The organism is Burkholderia plantarii (assembly GCF_001411805.1).
In the GTDB taxonomy this organism is placed as follows: domain Bacteria; phylum Pseudomonadota; class Gammaproteobacteria; order Burkholderiales; family Burkholderiaceae; genus Burkholderia; species Burkholderia plantarii.
The window spans coordinates 3,227,876-3,246,166 of the sequence record NZ_CP007213.1; the positions used below are offsets into that span (position 1 = coordinate 3,227,876).

At 71.3% G+C, this 18,291-nt stretch carries 19 protein-coding genes; 4 read left to right on the forward strand and 15 right to left on the reverse strand.

What is annotated here, in order from left to right; genetic code table 11:
* Window positions 1-137: 137 nt before the first annotated feature.
* From bpln_RS30425 to bpln_RS30465, 9 genes are all read right to left on the reverse strand, one after another.
* The gene (locus bpln_RS30425; protein ID WP_042628816.1) at window positions 138-1,787 is read right to left on the reverse strand and encodes a sensor histidine kinase; all 1,650 of its coding nucleotides are present in this window, start codon (window positions 1,785-1,787) and stop codon (window positions 138-140) included.
* Between the two features lie 14 nt (window positions 1,788-1,801).
* Window positions 1,802-2,554, reverse strand: a complete 753-nt coding sequence (locus bpln_RS30430) for a biliverdin-producing heme oxygenase (RefSeq protein ID WP_082465492.1) — start codon at window positions 2,552-2,554, stop codon at window positions 1,802-1,804.
* Between the two features lie 252 nt (window positions 2,555-2,806).
* Window positions 2,807-3,169 (reverse strand): response regulator, encoded by a 363-nt coding sequence (locus tag bpln_RS30435; RefSeq protein ID WP_042628817.1) that lies wholly within the window; start codon window positions 3,167-3,169, stop codon window positions 2,807-2,809.
* A gap of 6 nt (window positions 3,170-3,175) precedes the next feature.
* Window positions 3,176-4,678: an ATPase domain-containing protein gene (locus bpln_RS30440; protein WP_055140892.1), complete on the reverse strand. Its 1,503-nt coding sequence runs from the start codon at window positions 4,676-4,678 to the stop codon at window positions 3,176-3,178.
* Window positions 4,679-4,764: 86 nt separating this feature from the next.
* Window positions 4,765-4,962, reverse strand: coding sequence for a hypothetical protein (locus bpln_RS30445; protein ID WP_042628819.1), 198 nt, complete (start codon window positions 4,960-4,962; stop codon window positions 4,765-4,767).
* Window positions 4,959-5,300: a hypothetical protein gene (locus bpln_RS30450; protein WP_244486978.1), complete on the reverse strand. Its 342-nt coding sequence runs from the start codon at window positions 5,298-5,300 to the stop codon at window positions 4,959-4,961. The genes bpln_RS30445 and bpln_RS30450 overlap by 4 nt, the downstream gene beginning before the upstream one ends.
* A gap of 100 nt (window positions 5,301-5,400) precedes the next feature.
* Window positions 5,401-5,949: a hypothetical protein gene (locus tag bpln_RS30455; RefSeq protein WP_244131985.1), complete on the reverse strand. Its 549-nt coding sequence runs from the start codon at window positions 5,947-5,949 to the stop codon at window positions 5,401-5,403.
* 16 nt (window positions 5,950-5,965) lie between these two features.
* On the reverse strand, window positions 5,966-6,313 hold the full coding sequence (locus tag bpln_RS30460) for a hypothetical protein (protein ID WP_042628821.1): 348 nt from the start codon (window positions 6,311-6,313) through the stop codon (window positions 5,966-5,968).
* Between the two features lie 73 nt (window positions 6,314-6,386).
* Window positions 6,387-6,701, reverse strand: coding sequence for a hypothetical protein (locus bpln_RS30465; protein WP_042628822.1), 315 nt, complete (start codon window positions 6,699-6,701; stop codon window positions 6,387-6,389).
* Between the two features lie 458 nt (window positions 6,702-7,159).
* Here bpln_RS30465 and bpln_RS34725 point away from each other — a divergent pair, with 458 nt between their 5' ends.
* From bpln_RS34725 to bpln_RS30480, 3 genes are all read left to right on the forward strand, one after another.
* On the forward strand, window positions 7,160-7,519 hold the full coding sequence (locus bpln_RS34725; protein WP_244131990.1) for a LysR substrate-binding domain-containing protein: 360 nt from the start codon (window positions 7,160-7,162) through the stop codon (window positions 7,517-7,519).
* Window positions 7,520-7,717: 198 nt separating this feature from the next.
* A complete protein-coding gene (locus bpln_RS30475; protein WP_042628823.1) occupies window positions 7,718-8,305 on the forward strand; it encodes a TetR/AcrR family transcriptional regulator in 588 nt (195 codons plus the stop codon).
* A gap of 104 nt (window positions 8,306-8,409) precedes the next feature.
* Window positions 8,410-9,114 (forward strand): SDR family oxidoreductase, encoded by a 705-nt coding sequence (locus tag bpln_RS30480; RefSeq protein WP_055140894.1) that lies wholly within the window; start codon window positions 8,410-8,412, stop codon window positions 9,112-9,114.
* A 153-nt stretch (window positions 9,115-9,267) separates the two neighbouring features.
* Here the strand turns inward: bpln_RS30480 and bpln_RS30485 are convergent, their stop codons facing one another.
* Window positions 9,268-9,981, reverse strand: a complete 714-nt coding sequence (locus tag bpln_RS30485) for a response regulator (RefSeq protein ID WP_080937577.1) — start codon at window positions 9,979-9,981, stop codon at window positions 9,268-9,270.
* A gap of 272 nt (window positions 9,982-10,253) precedes the next feature.
* Between bpln_RS30485 and bpln_RS30490 the strand changes: the two genes are divergently transcribed.
* The gene (locus bpln_RS30490; RefSeq protein WP_042628826.1) at window positions 10,254-11,396 is read left to right on the forward strand and encodes a porin; all 1,143 of its coding nucleotides are present in this window, start codon (window positions 10,254-10,256) and stop codon (window positions 11,394-11,396) included.
* Between the two features lie 136 nt (window positions 11,397-11,532).
* On the opposite strand, the gene bpln_RS30495 is transcribed toward bpln_RS30490, so the two are convergent.
* The 5 genes from bpln_RS30495 to bpln_RS30515 all read right to left on the reverse strand — a co-directional run bounded on the left by bpln_RS30495 (window position 11,533) and on the right by bpln_RS30515 (window position 18,199).
* Complete coding sequence (locus bpln_RS30495) at window positions 11,533-12,768, reverse strand: aminotransferase-like domain-containing protein (protein WP_055141281.1); 1,236 nt, start codon at window positions 12,766-12,768, stop codon at window positions 11,533-11,535.
* A gap of 17 nt (window positions 12,769-12,785) precedes the next feature.
* Window positions 12,786-13,958, reverse strand: coding sequence for an NAD(P)/FAD-dependent oxidoreductase (locus bpln_RS30500; RefSeq protein ID WP_055140895.1), 1,173 nt, complete (start codon window positions 13,956-13,958; stop codon window positions 12,786-12,788).
* Window positions 13,959-14,032: 74 nt separating this feature from the next.
* Entirely contained in the window at window positions 14,033-15,532 is a 1,500-nt protein-coding gene (gene amaB / locus bpln_RS30505; protein ID WP_055140896.1) for an L-piperidine-6-carboxylate dehydrogenase, read from the reverse strand.
* Between the two features lie 194 nt (window positions 15,533-15,726).
* Window positions 15,727-16,875: a branched-chain amino acid ABC transporter substrate-binding protein gene (locus tag bpln_RS30510; protein WP_055140897.1), complete on the reverse strand. Its 1,149-nt coding sequence runs from the start codon at window positions 16,873-16,875 to the stop codon at window positions 15,727-15,729.
* A gap of 295 nt (window positions 16,876-17,170) precedes the next feature.
* Complete coding sequence (locus bpln_RS30515; RefSeq protein WP_055140898.1) at window positions 17,171-18,199, reverse strand: DUF1338 domain-containing protein; 1,029 nt, start codon at window positions 18,197-18,199, stop codon at window positions 17,171-17,173.
* Window positions 18,200-18,291: the final 92 nt, after the last annotated feature.

The following is an 18,291-nucleotide window of genomic DNA, read 5'->3' on the forward strand; positions in this document are numbered from 1 at the left end:
CGCCGCTGCCCCCGCTGGCCGCCGAAGCCTCCGGCCGGCTGCCCCACCCCGCCGAGCGGCGCGCGCCGTGACCGGCGACACCGCTCCTCCCGGCCGTCCCGCCTCGCCGCCGCGGCGCCGTTCCCGGCCCGCGAGACTCAGTGGTACACCGGCAACCACAGCCGGAACGTCGAGCCGTGGCCGACCCCGCCGCTCTCGGCGACGATCTCTCCCCCCTGCCGCTCCATCAGGTTGCGCGCGAGCCAGAGGCCGAGCCCGAGGCCCGCCACGCGCCCCTCGCCGTCGGCCGCCGACTGCTGGAAGCGCTCGAACACGCGTTCCAGCATCGACGGATCGATGCCGCGCCCGGAATCGCGCACGGCCAGCTCGACGCGCTCGCCGAGCGGCGTGATCGACACCTCGATGGTGCCCTGCGGCGAGAACTTCACCGCGTTCGACAGCAGGTTCCAGACGATCTGCTTCATGCGGTTCTCGTCGGCGATCACCATCGCCGGCATCAGCCGGTCGGCGATCAGCGCGAGCCCCTTGGCCTCGGCGATCATCCGCATGTCCTCGACCACGATCCCGGCCAGCGCGCCGAGATCGACCGGCCGCGGGACGACCGACAGCTTGCCGGTCACGATCGCGCCGCTGTCGAGCAGGTCGTCCACCATGTGCGCGAGCTGGCGCCCGTTGCGGTTGATCACCTCGCCCGCGCGCATGACGAGCGACGGCTCGGGCGAGCGCCGCATCAGTTCGCACCAGCTCAGGATCGCGTTGAGCGGCGAACGCAGCTCGTGGCTGACGGTGGTGATGAAGTGATCCATCGCGGTGGCGAGCCGGTCGCTCTGCTCGCGCGCGCGCTTCTCCGCCACCGCGTTGGCCTGCGTCTCGAGTTCGGTCTGCTTGCGCGCGGTGATGTCGAGCGTGAAGCCGTGTACCGAACTCAGCGCGCCGTTGGCCTGATAGCGGCCCACGCCGCGCACCAGGATCCAGCGCACCTGGCCGTGCTCCCAGCCCACCCGGAAATCGACCTCGAACGGCTCGTGCATGTCGAGCGCCTGCGTCATCGCCTCGCGCAGCCGCGGCCGGTCGTCGGGATGGACGATCTCGTCGAACCAGCGCTCGCGCGTGAGCAGGTCGTCGATGCCGAGCCCGAGATTGGTCCGGCACTGGTCGGTGCACTGGATCCCGCCCGTGAGCGGTTCGAGCTCCCAGGCGCCCACCTGCGAGAACGCCATCGCGATCTCGAGCCGCTCCTGGTGCTCGCGCAGTTGCGCGCGCGCTTCCTCGGCCACCACCTGGCGCAGCTGCGCCTGCGAGCGCAGCTTGGCGCGCTCGCGCTGGTCGCGCTCGTACTCGGCGACGTGCTCGGTGACCTCGCTGACGAGGATCGCGACGGCGCCGGCCAGCCCGGAATCGGGCGCGTCGAGCGGCGTCGCCTTGATGCGCCAGTAGCGCGGCACCGCCACCCATTCGCCGCTCTCGTGCTCGACCGGCATCTCGTAGCGAAACACCGGCGACCACACCGATTCGCGCAGCGGCAGCTGGTTCAGCGTGCCCTCCAGCCACTCGCGGCGCGCCTCGCGCTGTGCGTCGGTGCCGAACTGGTTGATGTCCTGCAGGCGGTGCCCGAGGACCGCCGCGGGCGCCACGCCGACCAGCCTCAGGTAGCGGCGGTTCGCGAGCACCACCTCGTGGCGCGCGTTGATGATCAGGTAGGCGTCGGGCAGGCAGTCGAAGGCCGCCGCCGCCGCGCCGAAATCGGGTTGCGGGACCGGCTCGCCCGGGTCGCTGAATTCGTGCATCGTGGCAATCCGCATCAGGCAGGCACGCCGCGCGCGGCGTCGGCCAGGCCGGCCAGCCTGACGAGATGGTCGAACGCGTCGGTCGCGCCACGGCAGGCCGCCGCGATCGCGGCGGGCGCCTCGACCTCGGCCGCGAGGCAGCGCACGAACGCCTTCCAGCGCGCCGACAGCCCGTGGCGGCCGGCCGCGAGGAAGCCGAGCGGATGCGGCGCGAGCCGTTCGTGGAGCTGCTGGTAGAGCACCGCGCCGCCCATCTGGGAGCCTTCGATCACGTAGCGCGCGCCCCACCGATAGGCGGCACCGGCATCGGCCGGCCACCACGGTTCGGCGGGCGCGGGGCCGGCCGGCAGCGCGGCCAGCGCGGCGGCCGGCGCGGCGGCGAGATCGGCGTCGATCAAGGCCACGCGCCGCACCGGCGGCAGCGCGGCGGCGCTCGTCCGCGGCGCGCCGTCGTCGTGCGCCGACGCCTGTCGCGCGGGGCCGTCGAGCCAGGGCTCGAGCGGCGCCAGCCAGGCACGCAGGATTCGCAGATGGGCCAGGTAATCATGCAGGCCGGCCGTTTCGGCCGACAACGGCATCAACTGGTGCAGCCGTTCATGCTGCTCGCCGGTCGCGGCGCGCAGCGCGGCGAGCACGGCCGGGATCGCCGCCGAAGCCGCGGCGCCGGAAACCGCCGTGGCGCCAACGGCGGACGCTGCCGCGTCGGTCTCGGCAGCGGGGGACGGCGCTGCCGCGACGGCATCGCCCTGTCGGATCTCGTCCGGCATCGGATTGACGTTCCTCGGTTGGACTCCGCCGCGCGAAACCGGGGCAGCGAAGCAGGCCAGGACAGCGGATAAGAGACAGTCCGCCGCAGGCAATACCGCGACTATCGCATGACGGCGGAATCGGCGCACGCTTTTTCACGGCCTGCAACGCCGGCCCTGATCGAACCCCAAACAGCCCGGAGCCCATCGTGGGACTGCGCGCCCGGCGCGGCTTCTGGCCTGCCCCTCGATGCAATGGCGACCCGACCCGGATCAGCCGGCCGCCTCGCCGAGCTGGCGCCGCACCATCCCGAGCAGCGCGTCGAACGACAGCGGCTTGCGCGCGTAGAGGATCGACGGATTGGGCTGCGGCGGGATATCCACCGCCGCGCTGCAGAGGATGATCGGGATCGCGCGCCAGTCCGGCTCGCGCGCGAGCACCGCGCAAAGCTCGCCGCCCGACATCACCGGCATCATGAAGTCGGTGACGATCAGGTCCGGCTTGCCCTCCCTGATCCGGTCGAGCGCAAGCGCGCCGTTGGACGCCGTGAACACCGCGTAGCCGCACTGCTCCAGCAGCAGGCGCCACACGGTCAGCATGTCGAACTCGTCGTCCACGATCAGGATGGTTTTCATGTACGGCTAGCCACCCGTCATCGGGCGGTGCATCACGGTCAGCCCCTGTGTCGAAAGCAGGCCCGCCGCGCCGATCGCGTTCGGCGTGACGTCGAGCCCTTCCGGCGTGATGATCAGTTCGCGCAGCGAGGTGTCGTGCGCGCTCTCGCGCTGCTTGACCACCGACAGCATGCGCCGCAGGCGGCCGTCGGTCTCCGCGTAGCGCAGCAGGACCAGGTTCTCGGTCAGCGCCGACAGCCGCAGGCCCTTGCCGTGCGACGGGTCCGCGTAGAGCGGCAGCTCCTCGGTCAGCAGCGTGGTGATGCCGGCGTCGCGCAGCGCATGGTTGAACGCGTTCAGGAACAGGCCGAAACGCGCCGGGCGCAGCGCGGAATCGCGAAACCCCTCCATGCCGTCGATCACGAGCCGGGAGGCGCCGAGCCGCTGGATCAGCGCGAGCGTGTTGGCGGCCAGTTCGTCCACCTCGAGCTCGACGGCCGGCTGCCACTGCATCGACAGGCGCCCGTCGGCGAATGCCTCGCGCAGCCGGATGCCGACCGTCTCGGCCTTGCCGATCAGCCGCTGCGGCGATTCGTAGAAGCCGAGGTAGACCACCTTCTCGTCGCGCGCGACGCCGGCCTTCAGGAACTGCAGCGCGAGCAGCGTCTTGCCGACCCCGGACGGCCCCATCACCGTGGTGACGGATCCACGCACGAAGCCGCCGCCGAGCAGGTGGTCGAGATGCGGCAGGCCGGTATCGAGCCGCTGGTGCAGGTCGCGCTCGTCCTCGAGGTTCGCGAAGCGCGCCTCGAGACGCGGGTACATCGCGTGGCCGCCCGAGGTGATCCGGAAGAAGTGGCGGCCCAGCAGGTGGTTGCGCGCGCGCATCTTGTGGACCTCGATCTCGCGCGCGCGGCGCATGCCGCCGTCGGTATAGCGGTTCAGCTCGATCAGGCCGTCCACCAGCGTGTGCTCGGGATGCGGCTCGTTGCCCGACAGCGGCGCGAGCAGCAGCGTGGTGCAGCCCATCGCGGCCACCAGCGCGTTCAGCTCGTGGATGAACTTCGACAGCGACAGCTCGGTTTCGCTGAATTCGCGCGCGCTGCGAAAGCCGTCCACGATCAGCAGGCCGGGCCGGTAGTTCGCGAGGCTCGCCGCGATCAGCCTCAGGAAGCCGTCGAGGCCGTCCTGCATCAGTTCGTGATAACCCGACACGAACATCATCTTCTGCGCGACGGCGGCCGGATCGAAGAAATCGAGCGCGCGCAGGTGGCCGAGCAGCTTGTCGTGCGACTCGGCGATCAGCGTCATGTAGAGCACGCGGTCGCCCTGGCGCACGCGATGGAAGCCGATCTGGCTCGACAGGATGGTCTTGCCCGCGCTGGCCATCCCCTCGATCAGATAAAGGCCGCCACGCACGAAGCCGCCGCCGAGGATCTCGTCGAAGCCCGGCACGCCCGTCTCCACGTTTTCCAATGGCTCGATGTCGGGGGGCGCCGGGGCATGGGGCGCGGAGTCGTCCTGGGTCATGTTCAGTCGGTCAGATGTCGAGGGCCGATCCCGGCGGACCGGGCGCGGCATGCCCCGAAAGCGGGGGCGGATACGGATTCGCGATTTTAACGTGTGCGTCCGCCGCTGCGGCACTTTCGTCTTTCGATATCAATGAGCAAACGGCGTGCCCAGCGCGCCGCATCGTCGCCGCCGAGGCGCCCGTGGCGACGCGCCGAGGCAGGCAGGCGCATCGAGGCGCGCACCGGCGGCGAGATCTCGCCGCCGCGCGCCTCGGCGCGATAGTCGGTGCCGGCCGCGCTCATGCCGCCACCTGGGCGTGGTCGCGCGAGCGGACCATCTTCGCCCACACGGGCGGCGGCATGGTGGTGATCACGCCGATCGCCGCGGCGCGCGCGGCCTCGACGGTAGGCTCCAGCAAGCGGCGGAAACTGCGCCCGGTCTCGACGTCGGAGACGGTATAGCGCGGATGGCTGTCGGGCGCGACGAGCGGCGAGCGGTGGACCGCCCAGACGCGGCCGCGGCACTCGAACGGCATGCCGATCGTCTCGATCCAGCTGTCGTTGAGCGCGAGGTGGAACACGATCCCGTCGACGCGACGCGGCGCGTCCGGACGCGGACAGGACATGGGCTTTTCGTTCATGCTGAAACTCATGCGGATACCTCGAAGGATGAAGCACGCGCCGGCCGGACACGCGGGCCGGGCCGGGCGTTTTTTGCAATGCGGTTGCAGAAACCGGGGGTCATGGGTGAGCCGCCGCGGCCAGCGGCGCGGTGGATTCGGCCTGCCGTCGCGAGACCGGCGCGGCGGGTTCGGCAGCCGGCCGCGCGGCGACGGGCGGGATCGGCGAGCGGCCCGTGAACACGTAGTGGTGCAACTCGACCTGCGCGTCGGCGTAGCGGTGCGACGGCAGGCCGGCGAGCCGCGCGTCGTAGGCGGTCACGAGCCGTTCGAGGTCGCTGCGCTCGTTGTCGCGCAGCGCGATCGGCGCCCCGCCGCCCAGGCGCGCGTAGCAGCGCTCGAGCGCCTGTTCGGCGCGGCGGTAGAGGTCCAGGCCGTCGCCGCTGGCCGCGCCCTCGCCCGGCCCGTCGTCGTGCAACAGGTCGCGCGCGGCCGGCGCGCGCAGCAGGTAGGCGATCTGCACCGTGCTGAGCAGCAGCGCCATCTGCTCCGGCGTGGCGCGCGCGTCGCGCAGCGCCGCCAGCGCAAGGTGGTGCCGCAGTTGCACGCGCCGCTGGTAGTCGGGCGCGAGCGGCAGCAGCTGGGCCTTGTTCAGTTGACGTCGTTTCATCACACGCTCCGTCGCCTCAGGCGGCACGGCGACCGGGCACGGCCGCCAGCGACGCGATCTGCGCGGCCAGCGCGATGATCGAATTGGCGGCCGAGGCCTCGAACGGCGTCAGGCGCAGCTTCGCGGCCTGGATCTCGCTGATCCGCACCAGGCCGTGGACGTTCACGTAGGCGGCCACCACGGCCCACATCTCGGTATCGGCCCAGGCGTGGACGGGCAGGTTCAGGCCGATGATGCCGGCCGCCACCAGCGCGCGGTAATCGCGATCCTCGCGCACCGGGGCGAGCGAGAGCGGCAGGCTGATCTCGAAGCCGGCGCGCGTGAGCGCCGTGAAAACGTCTTGTGCGGTCTGGGTGGCGATCATCGGCAGGTCCTGCGGGTGGGATGGCGCGCCGGCGTCCCGCGCCGGCGCGAAATCACGGCGTGGCGGCGCGCGGTCATACCGGTGGCCGCACGGTCAGGTACACCCAGCCGATGTAGCAGCCGGTCATCGCGCCCGTCACCAGCAGCGTGGCGAGCGTGTACGAGACGAACTCGGGCGCGAGCCATGCCTCGTAGGCGCACCAGGCGGACAGCACGTAGAGCAGCGCGGCATAGACCACCGAGCGCATCAGCCGGACCACGGTCTGCGCGCGGCGCACCGCGCCCTCGATCGGGCTGCGCGCGGCAATCCGCACCGCGTCTCCCACCGACCAGCAGACCATCAGGAACAACATGGCGGCAATCAGCCTGACGAATTGAACCTCGTTCATTGGATTCATCCTTCTTATAAAAATTACAATTCGACGTGACGTGTTTTGGTAAATCGGCGCGCCGCCGTGTGGTGCAGCGGCCTGTCGACCCCGTCCGGCAAGCTTCCCGGCGAGATCGGCGCTTCCTATGGGCAAGATTCGGGCCAGCGTGGGGGAGACGGGTAAAACGGGCTCGCGAAGGGCGTGTCCGGGGGTGGCGCGACGGCTCCCGCAGCGGGGTTGGCCGGGGACCGCGCGGAGGCCGCGAGGCACGCGCCGGCGGGTCTCGGGAGACGAACGGAAAGGCAGCGGGAGCGCCCGCCGGGTTGGCCAAGAGGGCGAGCCGGCGGCGTGATGGCCGGCGCGGTCGCGAGTCGTGAGGGGCGGGCTGCCCGATTCGCGCCGCGTCGCGCGCGAGGTCGCGAAGCGGTGCCGCCGGGTCCGCGCCGCGCCGGCCCGTCATCCGCGCGCCGCTGGACCTGGCAAAACACCCTTGCGTCTGCTGCACGGGCCGCCACGCCCCCTACCGACGGCAGTTCGCCCGATCCGGCGACGCGCCGCTCGGCGTCACCGTGTCCGGCCCGCTCGCATCCGACGACGCGGAGTTGTTGGTCGAGGCGGCCGTCGACGGGCTGGGCATGCTGTACACCTCGGACTGGTATGCCGGCCGCGATCTGGCCGCGGGCCGGCTGGTCGAGATCCTGTCCGACTGGCCGCGGCTCGATCGCGGCTCGGTCTACGTGGTCATGCCGGCGGCGGGCGGCACGCCGTCCAGGACGCGCGCGTTCTCGGACCGGATCGCCGCGCAGCTCGCCGTGCCGCCGTGGGCCGCGCGCTGAGCACGCCGGGCCGCGGGAAGGCGGCGGGGGACGACGCCATCGCTCACGCGCCCCCGGCGCAATCGGTTCGCATCGGAACCGCCGCGTTTTCAACCGAGGCGTTTCCCGCTGCCGGCCCGCCCCCGGAATTCCCCTTGCCTCGCCCGCCCTCCACGAATATGATTCTCATCATATTTACAACGTCATCGCATTCCTCGCATGAGCCAACCCGCTTCCGGCGACCGCAAGGCCGCCTCCCGCGCCCGCATCCTCGAGGTCGGCGGCCGGGCCGTGCGCCGCGCCGGCTTCCACGGCGTGGGCATCGCCGACGTGATGAAGGAGGCCGGCCTCACGCATGGCGGCTTCTACGCGCACTTCGCCTCGCGCGACGCGCTGCTCTGCGCGGCCGTCGAACGGGCCGCCGCCGACAGCATCGCCGCCATGGAGACGCAGGCGCACCGGCTGGTGGCCGCCGGCGTGAGCCCGTTCCACGCGATGCTGGAAACGTACCTTTACGAAGGCGTGATCGCCGACCGCGAGTGCGGCTGCGCCATGGCGGCGCTGTCCTCGGAAATGCCGATCCAGTCGGAACCGGTGGCGGCGGCCTCGCGGGAAGTCGCGCGGCGCCTGCAGCGCCACGTGCAGCGCGCGCTGCCGCCCGAGTTGCCGGCCGACGCGGCCTGGGCCATCACCGCCGCCCTGCTCGGCGCGCTGCAGCTGGCGCGCACGCTCGGTGACAACGACGAAGGCCGCGCCGTGCTGGCGGCCACCAAACGCGAACTGCTGGCGCGCTACGCGCCGGCCTGATCGCCCCACCGCCCCGGCCGGCTGCCGCTCCGGGGCGTTTTTTCGATCATCGATATGATGATCATCATATTGTTACCCGGCGCTCGGCGCGAAAGGAAACACTCATGAAAGTCGAAGGTTCGGTTGTGTTCATCACCGGCGCGAATCGCGGCCTCGGCCTCGAACTCGCGAGGCAGGCGCTCGCACGCGGCGCGGCGAAGGTCTACGCGGGCGCCCGCGATCCGGCCTCGGTCACGCTGCCCGGCGTGACGGCGGTGCAGCTCGACGTGACGAAGCCCGAGCAGGTCGAGGCGGCCGCGCGGCAATGCGGCGACGTCACGCTGCTCGTCAACAACGCCGGGATCGGGCGGCTCGGCGGCCTGCTCACGGACGGCGCCACCGCCGTGCTGCGCGACCAGCTGGAGACGAACCTGATCGGCGTGCTGAACGTGAGCCAGGCGTTCGCGGGCATCCTCGGGCGCAACGGCGGCGGCGCGATCGTCAACATGCTGTCGATCCTGAGCTGGGCCAACACGCCGCTGATCGCCGGCTACGGCGTCAGCAAGGCGGCCGCCTGGGCGCTGACCAACGGCCTGCGCCACGAGCTGCGCGCGCAGGGCACGCAGGTGCTCGGCTTCCACGCCGGCTACATCGATACCGACATGATCCGCCAGTTCGACGTGCCGAAGGCGCGCCCCGAGGACGTGATCCGCACCACGCTCGACGCGCTCGAGGCCGGCGCCGAGGAAGTGCTGGTGGACGAGCCGACGCGCCAGGTCCGGCAGGGGCTGTCGGGCGGGGTGTATCTGCGCGACGTGCTGGCGGGGTGAGACGGCAGCCGTGAGCGTCGCGTGGAAGCGGTCGCCGCGCCTTCGCGGCGACCGTCGGTGTTCGTTGCCGGGAAATCGCGGCGGATACCGCGCGGCGCCATCATCGATCGGCACCGGCCGGCGCGGTGCCGTCCCGATCGGCCGGCTCCTCGCCTACGCCTCGTAGGCGACCTCGGCCACCAGCATGTACCCCTCGTTGCGCACGGTGCGGATCAGCGTCGCGTTGCGCGCCGAATCGTTCAGCGTCTGGCGCAGCCGGCTCACGCAGACGTCGATCGAGCGGTCGAGCGGCGTGAGCCCCTTGTCGAACACGCGCTCGAGCAGGAATTCGCGCGACAGCGGCCGGTTCGGATGATCGAGCAGCGTGCGCAGCGTGCGGTAGTCGGAGCCGCCCAGCGACACCACCACGCCGTCGGGCGAGAGCAGCTGCTTCATGCGCGTGTCGAGCCGCCAGCCGGCGAAGCCGATCCACGCGCTCGCGTCGGCGGTGCGCCCGCCCGGCATGGCGCGCGTGCGGCGCAGCACGACCTTGATCTTGGCCACCAGCTCGCGCGGATCGAACGGCTTGGGTAGATAGTCGTCGGCGCCCATCTCGAGCCCGAGAATCCGGTCGAGCAGGCCGCCGCGAGCGGACAGGATGATGATCGGCACGCCGTGCTCGCGGCGCAGGTCGCGCGTGAGGTCGAGGCCGTCCTCGCCGTCGAGCATCAGGTCGAGCACGATCAGGTCGACCTGCGCGTGCCGCAAGACCCGCTTCATCTGCATGCCGTCGCAGGCCACCTGCACCTGATAGCCCATCTCGCGCAGGTAGTCCTGCAGCAGTTGCCGGATGTGAGGGTCGTCGTCGACGACCAGGATGTGATCCATCGCCATGTCTGGGGAAAGCGCGTGGTTGGCGCCAACGCATTTCATTACAAAAAGGCCGCGCGCCAACACACCGCCATTACAAACGGCCATTACAGTCTCGCGCTGTAAATAGAAATCGTTCGTGTTTCGGAATATATCACGCCGATTTTGCGGCTCGCACCGTGAGATCAGGCCGCCGACGCCCGCCGCGCGCCACCCGCCGGCGCCGCGCAACGATTCGCCAGGCCTCGCCCCGCGGCCGCTTTCCGTCCACCTCCAACGACAGACCATCGATGAAGCAAACGACCCTCGCAGTCGCCGCGTGCGCAGCCTTGTCCACCGGCGCCGTCCATGCGCAGAGCAGCGTTTCGCTGTACGGCGTGATCGACGCCGCGCTCGTCTATACGAGCAACGCGGCCGGCAACAAGCAGTTCCAGGCGGGCAGCGGCACCGTGACCGGCAGCCATTGGGGGATCACCGGCCGCGAGGACCTGGGCGCCGGCACCGCGGCGATCTTCACGCTCGAGAACGGCTTCAGCGTGATGAACGGCTCGCTGCGCCAGGGCGGCCGGCTGTTCGGCTATCAGTCGTGGGCGGGACTCGCGAACCGCGAGCTCGGCACGCTCACGCTCGGCCGGCAATACGATTCGGTGGTCGACTACCTCGCGCCGCTCAGCTTCACGGGCCACCATCCCGGCGGCAACAATTTGTCCACCCATCCCTACGACAACGACAACCTCAACAACTCGTTCCGCGTGAACAACGCGATCAAGTACGCGAGCCCCGACCTGCACGGCCTGCAGTTCGGCACGCTCTACGCGTTCTCGAACGAGGCCGGCGGCTTCGACGACAACCGCCTCTACAGCGTCGGCGCGTCGTACCGCAACGGCCCGCTGTCGCTGGCGGCCGGCTACCTGCAGGCCAACAACGGCGGCAGCGCGAACACCAGCGGCGCGATCACGCTGACCGAGCGCACCTTCGTGGCCGCGCTGCAGCGCACCTACGGAGCGGGCGTGAACTACCGGCTCGGCCGGGCGCTGTTCGGCTTCGTCTGGACCCGCACCCAGCTGGGCGGCCTCGCCACGCTGAACGGCGCGAACGGCCTGGGCCTCGCCGGCAACGGCCAGGGCGCGAGCTTCAGCAACTACGAGGTGAACGCGAGCTATCTGCTCACGCCGACTTTCGCGCTCAACGGCGAATACACGTTCACGCAGGGCGCGATCTCGAACGCGACGGGCGGCCATCGCCCGCGCTGGCACGAGGTGTCGGTGCAGGCCGACTATTTCCTGTCGAAGACGACCGACCTCTACGCGCAGGTCAGCTACCAGCGCATCGGCGCGGACGGCTCGGGGCTCGGCGCCGACGTGAGCGGGCAGACGCCGTCCTCCACGAACCAGCAGACGGTGGTCGGGCTCGGCCTGCGCCACAAGTTCTGATTCCGACGCGAGGTGGTTGCGCCAGCAACCTATTTGACGAAGCGACGGCGGCGCGCGTAGCGACGCGAGGGCGCGCCGAACGCGGCACGGCGCCTTCCCCGGCGCCCGATCCCCGTCAGCCGCGCCCGTTACCTCGTCAAGCCGTCCGGCCGCCCGCCGCGTCCGCCTGCGCGAGCGTCGCGTCGAACGCGAGCCTGAGCCGCCGCACGCCCTCGCGGATCTCGTCGGGCGCGGGCGCGGCGAACGACAGCCGCAGCGCCGAGGGATCGGCTCGATCCTCGTAGAACGCGCGGCCCGGCACGAACATCACGTTGCGTTCGATCGCCTGCGCGAGCCAGGCCGCCGCCTCCACCGCGGCGGCGCGCGCCCAGACGAACAGCCCGCCCTCGGGACGATGGAACGTGACCGCGCCGTCGAACGCCGCGTCGAGCGCGTCGCAAAGCGCATCGCACTTGTCACGATAGGCCACGGCGATCGACGGCAGATGCCGATCGAGCGCGCCCTCGGCCAGATACTCGGCCGCGATCGCCTGGGTCCACGGCGAGCTGCACAGGTCGACGGTCTGCTTGGCGATCGTGCAGCGCCGCGCGATCTCGGCCGGCGCCACGGTCCAGCCGATCCGCAGCCCCGGCGCGACGATCTTCGACAGGCTCGCGAAATGCACGACGTGCTCGCGCGCGCCGGGCACCTCGTCGGCGAGCGCGAGCATCGACGGCACCGGCTCGCCGGCGAAGCGCAGATCCGCGTAGGGATCGTCCTCGACGATCACGAAGCCGTGGCGCACCGCGAGCGCGAGCAGCGCGAGGCGTCGCTCGCGCGTGAGCGTCGCGCCGGTCGGGTTGGCGAAGGTCGGCACGGTGTAGAGCAGCTTCGGCGGCCCGATGCGATCGGCGCCGCGGGCCTCGAGCAGCACGGCGAGCGCGTCCACGTCGAGCCCGTCGCGATCGGTCGGCACCGTCACGACGCGGGCCTGCTGCAGGCGCAGCGCGGCGAGGGTGGCCGGATAGGCCGGCTGCTCGGTCAGCACCACGTCGCCGGGCGCCACCAGCACGCGCAGCAGCAGGTCGAGCCCCTGCTGCGAGCCGGTGGTCACCACCAGCTCGTCGCTCGCGCAGCGCGCGCCGCGCGCGGCCATCCGCGCGGCCAGCGCGGCCTTCAGCTCGGGCAGGCCGTCGGTCGGCCCGTATTGCAGGCAGCGCACCGGGTTGCGCCAGGCGCGCTCGGCCGCGGCCGCCAGGCCCCCGGTGTCGAACAGGCCGGCGGCCGGATAGCCGCCCGCCAGCGAGATCATTCCCGGCTGGCCGAGATACTTGAACAGCTCGCGAATCGGCGAGCCGGCCGGCTCGCGAAACGGCGCGGTGAAGTCATGCATCATCGCTCATGCTCCCGTCACACCACGTTCTTCTCGACGATCGGACGCCGCTCCAGCACGCGCCGCCAGTCGAGTTCGGACAGATCGAGCGAGGTGTAGCGCCCGTTCAGGATCAGCTCGCTGACGCCGCGCCCGGTGGCCGGCCCCTGCTGCAGGCCGTGGCCGCTGAAGCCGTTGGCGAACACGCAGTTCTCGAGATCGGGGTGGTAGCCGATGATCGCGTTGTGATCGAACACGTTGTATTCGTAGTAGCCGGACCAGCTGCGCTCCACGCGCAGCGCCTCGAAGCCCGGCACGCGATGCGCGAGCGCCGGCCAGATCACCTCGTCGAACAGCGCGTGATCGACCTCGTCGAGCGGCAGGTCGTCGGGGTCGTGCCCGGGCGACGGCGAGGTGCCGCAAATATAGCCGCGCCCCTCGGGGCGAAAGTACACGCCGCCTGGATCGATCAGCAGCGGGCAGGCCTCGAGCCGCGCCGGCGACGATACGTTGAAGATGCTGCGACGCCGCGCATGGACCGGGATCTCGATGCCGGCCAGCGCCGCGATCCGCTTCGCCCAGGCGCCCGCCGCGTTCACCACGGTATCGCAGGGATGGCGCTCGCCGTCGGCCGTGACCACCTGCGTGACGCGGCGCCCCTCGCGCACCAGCTCCACCACCTCGGCCGCCAGATAGCGCGCGCCGAGCGACCGCGCCTTCCGGCGCAGCGCCTGCACCAGCCCGTAGCCGTCGAACCAGCCCTCGCCGCGCTCGCCGTAGGCGCCCGCGGCGAGATCGTCGACGTTGAGCCACGGAAACCTCGCGCGCAGCGCGTCCGGCGCCATGAGCCGGATCTGCGCGCCCTCGGCCACCTGCAGCGCGTGGTTCTCGCGCAGCGTGGCCTCGCCGGCCGGCGTGGCGAGGAACAGGTAGCCGCCCTCGTGCAGGTCGATCGACGGCCGCTCGCCGTCGATCGCGAGCCGTTCGCCGAGTTCGCGCAGGAATTCAATGCCGAACAGCGACATGCGGATCGACAGCGGCGTGGAGAACTGCTGCCGGATCGACGCGGCCGACAGCGCCGACGACGAGCGCGCGTAGGTCGGATCGCGCTCGATCACGGTAACCGCCGCGCTCGGGTCCGACACCCGCAGGAAATACGCGATCGCGCTGCCGATCACGCCGCCGCCGACGATAACGATGCGGGAACTCATGGAAGGCTCCATTGCCGGTATCAGGAATGCGCGGGCACCGGGGCGCCCGCGCGCGAATCGCGGATGGCGCGCGGTCAGTCGATGTTGAAGTCGATGCCCTGCGCGAGCGGCAGCGCCGACGAGTAGTTGATGGTGTTGGTGGCGCGGCGCATGTAGCTCTTCCAGGCATCCGAGCCCGACTCGCGCCCGCCGCCCGTCTCCTTCTCGCCGCCGAACGCGCCGCCGATCTCGGCGCCGCTCGGCCCGATGTTGACGTTGGCGATCCCGCAGTCGCTGCCGGCCGCCGACAGGAAGCGCTCGCTCTCGCGCAGGTCGGTGGTGAACACGCACGACGACAGGCCATGCGAGGCCGCGTTGTTGGCGGCGATCGCCTCGTCGAAGCGCTCGTACTTCAGCACGTAGAGGATCGGCGCGAACGTCTCGGTCAGCACCACGTCGGTCTGCGCCGGCATCTCGACGATCGCCGGCCGCACGTAGAAGCCGCCGTCGTGGCCCGGCACCGCGTGGCGCTCGCCGCCGAACACCGTGCCGCCCTCGCGGCGCGCCTGCGCGAGCGCCGCCTGCATGCGCGCGAACGAGGCGCCGTCGATGAGCGGCCCCATCAGCGTGCCGGCCTCGAGCGGATTGCCGATCGTGACCTTCGCGTAGAGCGCCTTGAGCCGCTCGACGGTGGCCGCGTAGACGTCGGCCTGCACGAACAGGCGCCGCAGCGAGGTGCAGCGCTGGCCGGCGGTGCCGACCGCCGAGAACAGGATGCCGCGCAGCGCGAGCTCCATGTTCGCCGTCGACGAGACGATGCCCGCGTTGTTGCCGCCCAGTTCGAGCAGCGAGCGGCCGAAGCGGCGCGCCACTTCCACGCCCACCGCGCGGCCCATCGCGGTGCTGCCGGTGGCGCTCACCAGGTTCGAGCGCGGATCGGCCACCAGTTGCTCGCCCACCTCGCGCCCGCCGTTGAGCACGGCCGAGAGGCCGGCCGGCGCATCGCCGAATTCGCGCAGCGCGTCGTCGAGGATCTGCTGGGTGGCCAGCGCGGTGAGCGGCGTCTTCTCCGACGGCTTCCAGATCACGGCGTTGCCGCACACCAGCGCGAGCGCCGCGTTCCACGACCAGACGGCGGCCGGGAAGTTGAACGCCGAGATCACCGTGCAGACGCCGAGCGGATGCCAGGTCTCGGCCATCCGGTGGCCGGGGCGCTCGGACGCGATGGTCAGGCCGTACAGCTGGCGCGACAGGCCCACCGCGAAATCGCAGATGTCGATCATCTCCTGCACTTCGCCAAGCCCTTCCTGCAGGATCTTGCCGCATTCGAGCGTGATCAGCGCGCCGAGCGCCTGCTTCTTCTCGCGCAGCTTGTTGCCGAGGATGCGCACCAGCTCGCCGCGACGCGGCGCCGGCACCTCGCGCCAGGCGAGGAAGGCGCGCTGCGCGGCGTCGAGCGCCGCGTCGACCTCGGCCGCCGAGCGGCTCGCCACGCGGCCGATCGGCTGGCCGTCGATCGGCGAATGGACGGCGAGGTCGCCCGAGTCGGCCAGACGCTCGATACCGAGTTCGGAAAGGATGCGGGTTGCGTTCACGTTGCCACCTGTGGAGAGTCGGAAAAAGGAAAAATGCGGGAGCGGCCGGGCCGCTGCCGTTGCTGTCGTCATCGTCGAGGGCGGCCGGCGCGCGGCGCCGGCCGGAGTGGTCCGCGACGCGCCGCGGCGGCCGCGCACGGCGCGCTTCGGGCCAAGGCGCGCCGTGCGTCGTACCGGGTCGTGCGCGTCCGGCGTCATTCGGCGCCCTGACGCGTCGTGACCGGCACCCAGGCGAGCGACTTCACCTGGTAGAGCGTCGAGCTGGGCTGCTTCAGGTCGCCGTCGGGCATGAAGGCGATGGTGCCGGTAATGCCGTCGTAGCGCGTCGCCTTCAGCGTCGCGTTGTAGCCGGCGGGCGCCGCCGTGCCGGCCTGCTGCATCGCGTGGATCACGATCCAGGTGGCGTCGTAGGCGAACGGCGCGTAGGCCAGCATGTCCACGCCGTACTTGGCGCGGAACTGCGCCTCGAACTGCCGGCCCTTCGCGAGCCGCGCGAGCGGCTGGCCGTACTCCCACACCGAGGCGCCCTCGGCCGCCGGACCGGCCAGCCGGATGAAGTTCGCGTTCATCACGCCGCCGCCGGCCAGGAACTGCGCGCGCATGCCGAGCTGGCGCATCCGCTTGACCAGCATCGCGGCCTGCGCGTCGAGCCCGCCGAAGAACAGCAGGTCCGCGTTGGCGCTCTTGATGCGCGTGAGCTGCGCGCTGAAATCGACCGCCTTGTCCGACACGAACTCGTGCGCCACCACCGTGCCGCCGTTGGCCCGCACCGCCTTCTCGAACTGGTCGGCCTCGCCCTGGCCGAACGCGGTGCGGTCGTCGATGATCGCGATGCGCTTCGCGCGCGTGACGGTGGCCGCGTAGACGCCCGCGTTGCCGGCGTTCTGCACGTCGTTGGCGATCACGCGGTAGACGGTGGCGAGCCCCGCGCGCGTGATGTCGGGATTGGTCGCGGCCGGCGTGAGCATCGGGATGCCCGCCTTCGCGTAGATCTTCGAGGCCGGCAGCGTGGTGCCCGAGTTGAAGTGGCCGATCACTGCCGCGACGCGATCGTCGGCCAGTTGCTGCGCGACCTGCACGCCCACGCGCGGGTCGCCCTGGTCGTCCTGCGAGTCGACCTCGAAGCGCACCGGCTTGCCGCCGATCACCGGGTGCGCGGCGTTCGCCTCGTCCACCGCCATGCGCACGCCGTCCTCGATGTCCTTGCCGTAGGCGGCGGCGCTGCCGGTGAGCGGGCTCGCCACGCCGATCTTCACGATTTCCTGCGCGAGCACGCCGCCGGCGGCGCAGGCCAGCACGGCGGTCAGGACGATGCGACGGGCGAATCTCGAACGGATCTTCATCGGACGCTTCCTTCTCGGTGGGGAATTCGCGGCGCGAATTCAGTGACGGCGGTGACGGGCCGGCGGCGCGCGGCGCCGCGAGTCGGGCGATGCGGATTGCGGGTTCGGGGCTCCCGGGTTCGGTCTCGTTGTCTCGACAGGATGCGCCGCAGCCGGCGGCAGGCGGCTCGCTCGGGCGCGGCGATTGATTCTCGGCAACCAATACGCGCGGATCAAACGAGATCTGCGCACCACCTCTTGCGGTTTGCTCATCAAGCCCGGCACGAAGGGGCTGGCGCCGCCGGGTCGCTTCGCGTCAGCCGCCCGCGTTCGCGGTCATGCGGAAGATGCCCTGCGCGTTGCCGGCGTCGAAGCGCAGGTCGAGCGTCCAGCGCTGCGTGGCGCGGTCGAACTCGCGCTTGCGCGTGATGAATTCGTAAAACGAGCCCGGCACGCTGCGCGAGAGCATGCGGCCGTCGGCGGTCCGGAACTCGCGCTCGACGATGTCGGCGCGGTAGGCGGTCTGGAACACGCGTCCCGAGCGCGAACGCTCGACCTCGGGCTTCATCGGCCGGCCCTTGGCCTTCTCGGCCTCGGCCAGCGCGAACACGTCGGCCACGCGGTCGGTGGCGTGGTTGAACGCGTTGCCCTCGGTCGCGATCCAGGCCATCTCGGCCGATTCGGCGAGCAGTACCTCGTAGTCGGCCACGGCCGGCACCGCGTGCTGGCGCGAAAACGCACCGACCAGCACCGGCAGCAGCCGCTGCGCGGCCGCGAGCGGCAGCGTGCCGTCGCGTTCGAGTTCCCAGAGCAGGCCGGCGGCCTCGGGCGTGAGCGGGTCGCGAGAACTGCTCACCACGTTCGAGACGGCCTGCTGGAACCCGGCCGAGAAGCGCTCGGGATGCAGTTCGCTGACGAAGAACTGGGCGATGTCGTCGGGCGCGTCCTCGTGCGCGTAGGCGCGGCCCGTCATGCCGAGCCGGTCGAGCGGATAGCGCCCGTTCGGGCGAAACCCGAGCGGGCGCAGGATGCGCGTGAACGCGGCCTCGCCGGGCGGCAGCGCGCCGTTGTCGTGCCAGCGCACGGTGCGCAGCGCGCCGTGATCGAAGCAGACCGAGCCGCCCGCCTCGACCGTCTCGCGCGTGTAGGCGCGGCCGTTCGGCGAGCGTTCGAGCAGGCCCTCGAACAGCGCCATGTTCAGCGCCTGCGCGAGCTCGGCGCGCGTGACGCAGCCGGGCTCCCAATCGGCCAGGCACGGCGGCAGGTTCAGCGTCGCGAACAGCGCGTCGGCGGTGGCCGGGCCGAGCAGCGCGGCCAGCAGGGTGTCGAGGTTGGGATTGCGCATCGGGTCTCTGGTCGGAATGGGGCGAGGCTCGCCGGCGGGGCAGGCGGCGGGATGGCGCGCGGCCGGATTCGCTGACGCCGCCGGCCTTGAGC

Excerpts from the sequence above, each read along its gene's own strand:
- bpln_RS30425 (WP_042628816.1), bottom strand. The coding sequence starts at position 1,787 with ATGCACGAATTCAGCGACCCGGGCGAGCCGGTCCCGCAACCCGATTTC.
- bpln_RS30430 (WP_082465492.1), bottom strand. The coding sequence starts at position 2,554 with ATGCCGGACGAGATCCGACAGGGCGATGCCGTCGCGGCAGCGCCGTCC.
- bpln_RS30435 (WP_042628817.1), bottom strand. The coding sequence starts at position 3,169 with ATGAAAACCATCCTGATCGTGGACGACGAGTTCGACATGCTGACCGTG.
- bpln_RS30440 (WP_055140892.1), bottom strand. The coding sequence starts at position 4,678 with ATGACCCAGGACGACTCCGCGCCCCATGCCCCGGCGCCCCCCGACATC.
- bpln_RS30445 (WP_042628819.1), bottom strand. The coding sequence starts at position 4,962 with ATGAGCGCGGCCGGCACCGACTATCGCGCCGAGGCGCGCGGCGGCGAG.
- bpln_RS30450 (WP_244486978.1), bottom strand. The coding sequence starts at position 5,300 with ATGAACGAAAAGCCCATGTCCTGTCCGCGTCCGGACGCGCCGCGTCGC.
- bpln_RS30455 (WP_244131985.1), bottom strand. The coding sequence starts at position 5,949 with ATGAAACGACGTCAACTGAACAAGGCCCAGCTGCTGCCGCTCGCGCCC.
- bpln_RS30460 (WP_042628821.1), bottom strand. The coding sequence starts at position 6,313 with ATGATCGCCACCCAGACCGCACAAGACGTTTTCACGGCGCTCACGCGC.
- bpln_RS30465 (WP_042628822.1), bottom strand. The coding sequence starts at position 6,701 with ATGAACGAGGTTCAATTCGTCAGGCTGATTGCCGCCATGTTGTTCCTG.
- bpln_RS30475 (WP_042628823.1), top strand. The coding sequence starts at position 7,718 with ATGAGCCAACCCGCTTCCGGCGACCGCAAGGCCGCCTCCCGCGCCCGC.
- bpln_RS30480 (WP_055140894.1), top strand. The coding sequence starts at position 8,410 with ATGAAAGTCGAAGGTTCGGTTGTGTTCATCACCGGCGCGAATCGCGGC.
- bpln_RS30485 (WP_080937577.1), bottom strand. The coding sequence starts at position 9,981 with ATGGATCACATCCTGGTCGTCGACGACGACCCTCACATCCGGCAACTG.
- bpln_RS30490 (WP_042628826.1), top strand. The coding sequence starts at position 10,254 with ATGAAGCAAACGACCCTCGCAGTCGCCGCGTGCGCAGCCTTGTCCACC.
- bpln_RS30495 (WP_055141281.1), bottom strand. The coding sequence starts at position 12,768 with ATGCATGACTTCACCGCGCCGTTTCGCGAGCCGGCCGGCTCGCCGATT.
- bpln_RS30500 (WP_055140895.1), bottom strand. The coding sequence starts at position 13,958 with ATGAGTTCCCGCATCGTTATCGTCGGCGGCGGCGTGATCGGCAGCGCG.
- bpln_RS30510 (WP_055140897.1), bottom strand. The coding sequence starts at position 16,875 with ATGAAGATCCGTTCGAGATTCGCCCGTCGCATCGTCCTGACCGCCGTG.
- bpln_RS30515 (WP_055140898.1), bottom strand. The coding sequence starts at position 18,199 with ATGCGCAATCCCAACCTCGACACCCTGCTGGCCGCGCTGCTCGGCCCG.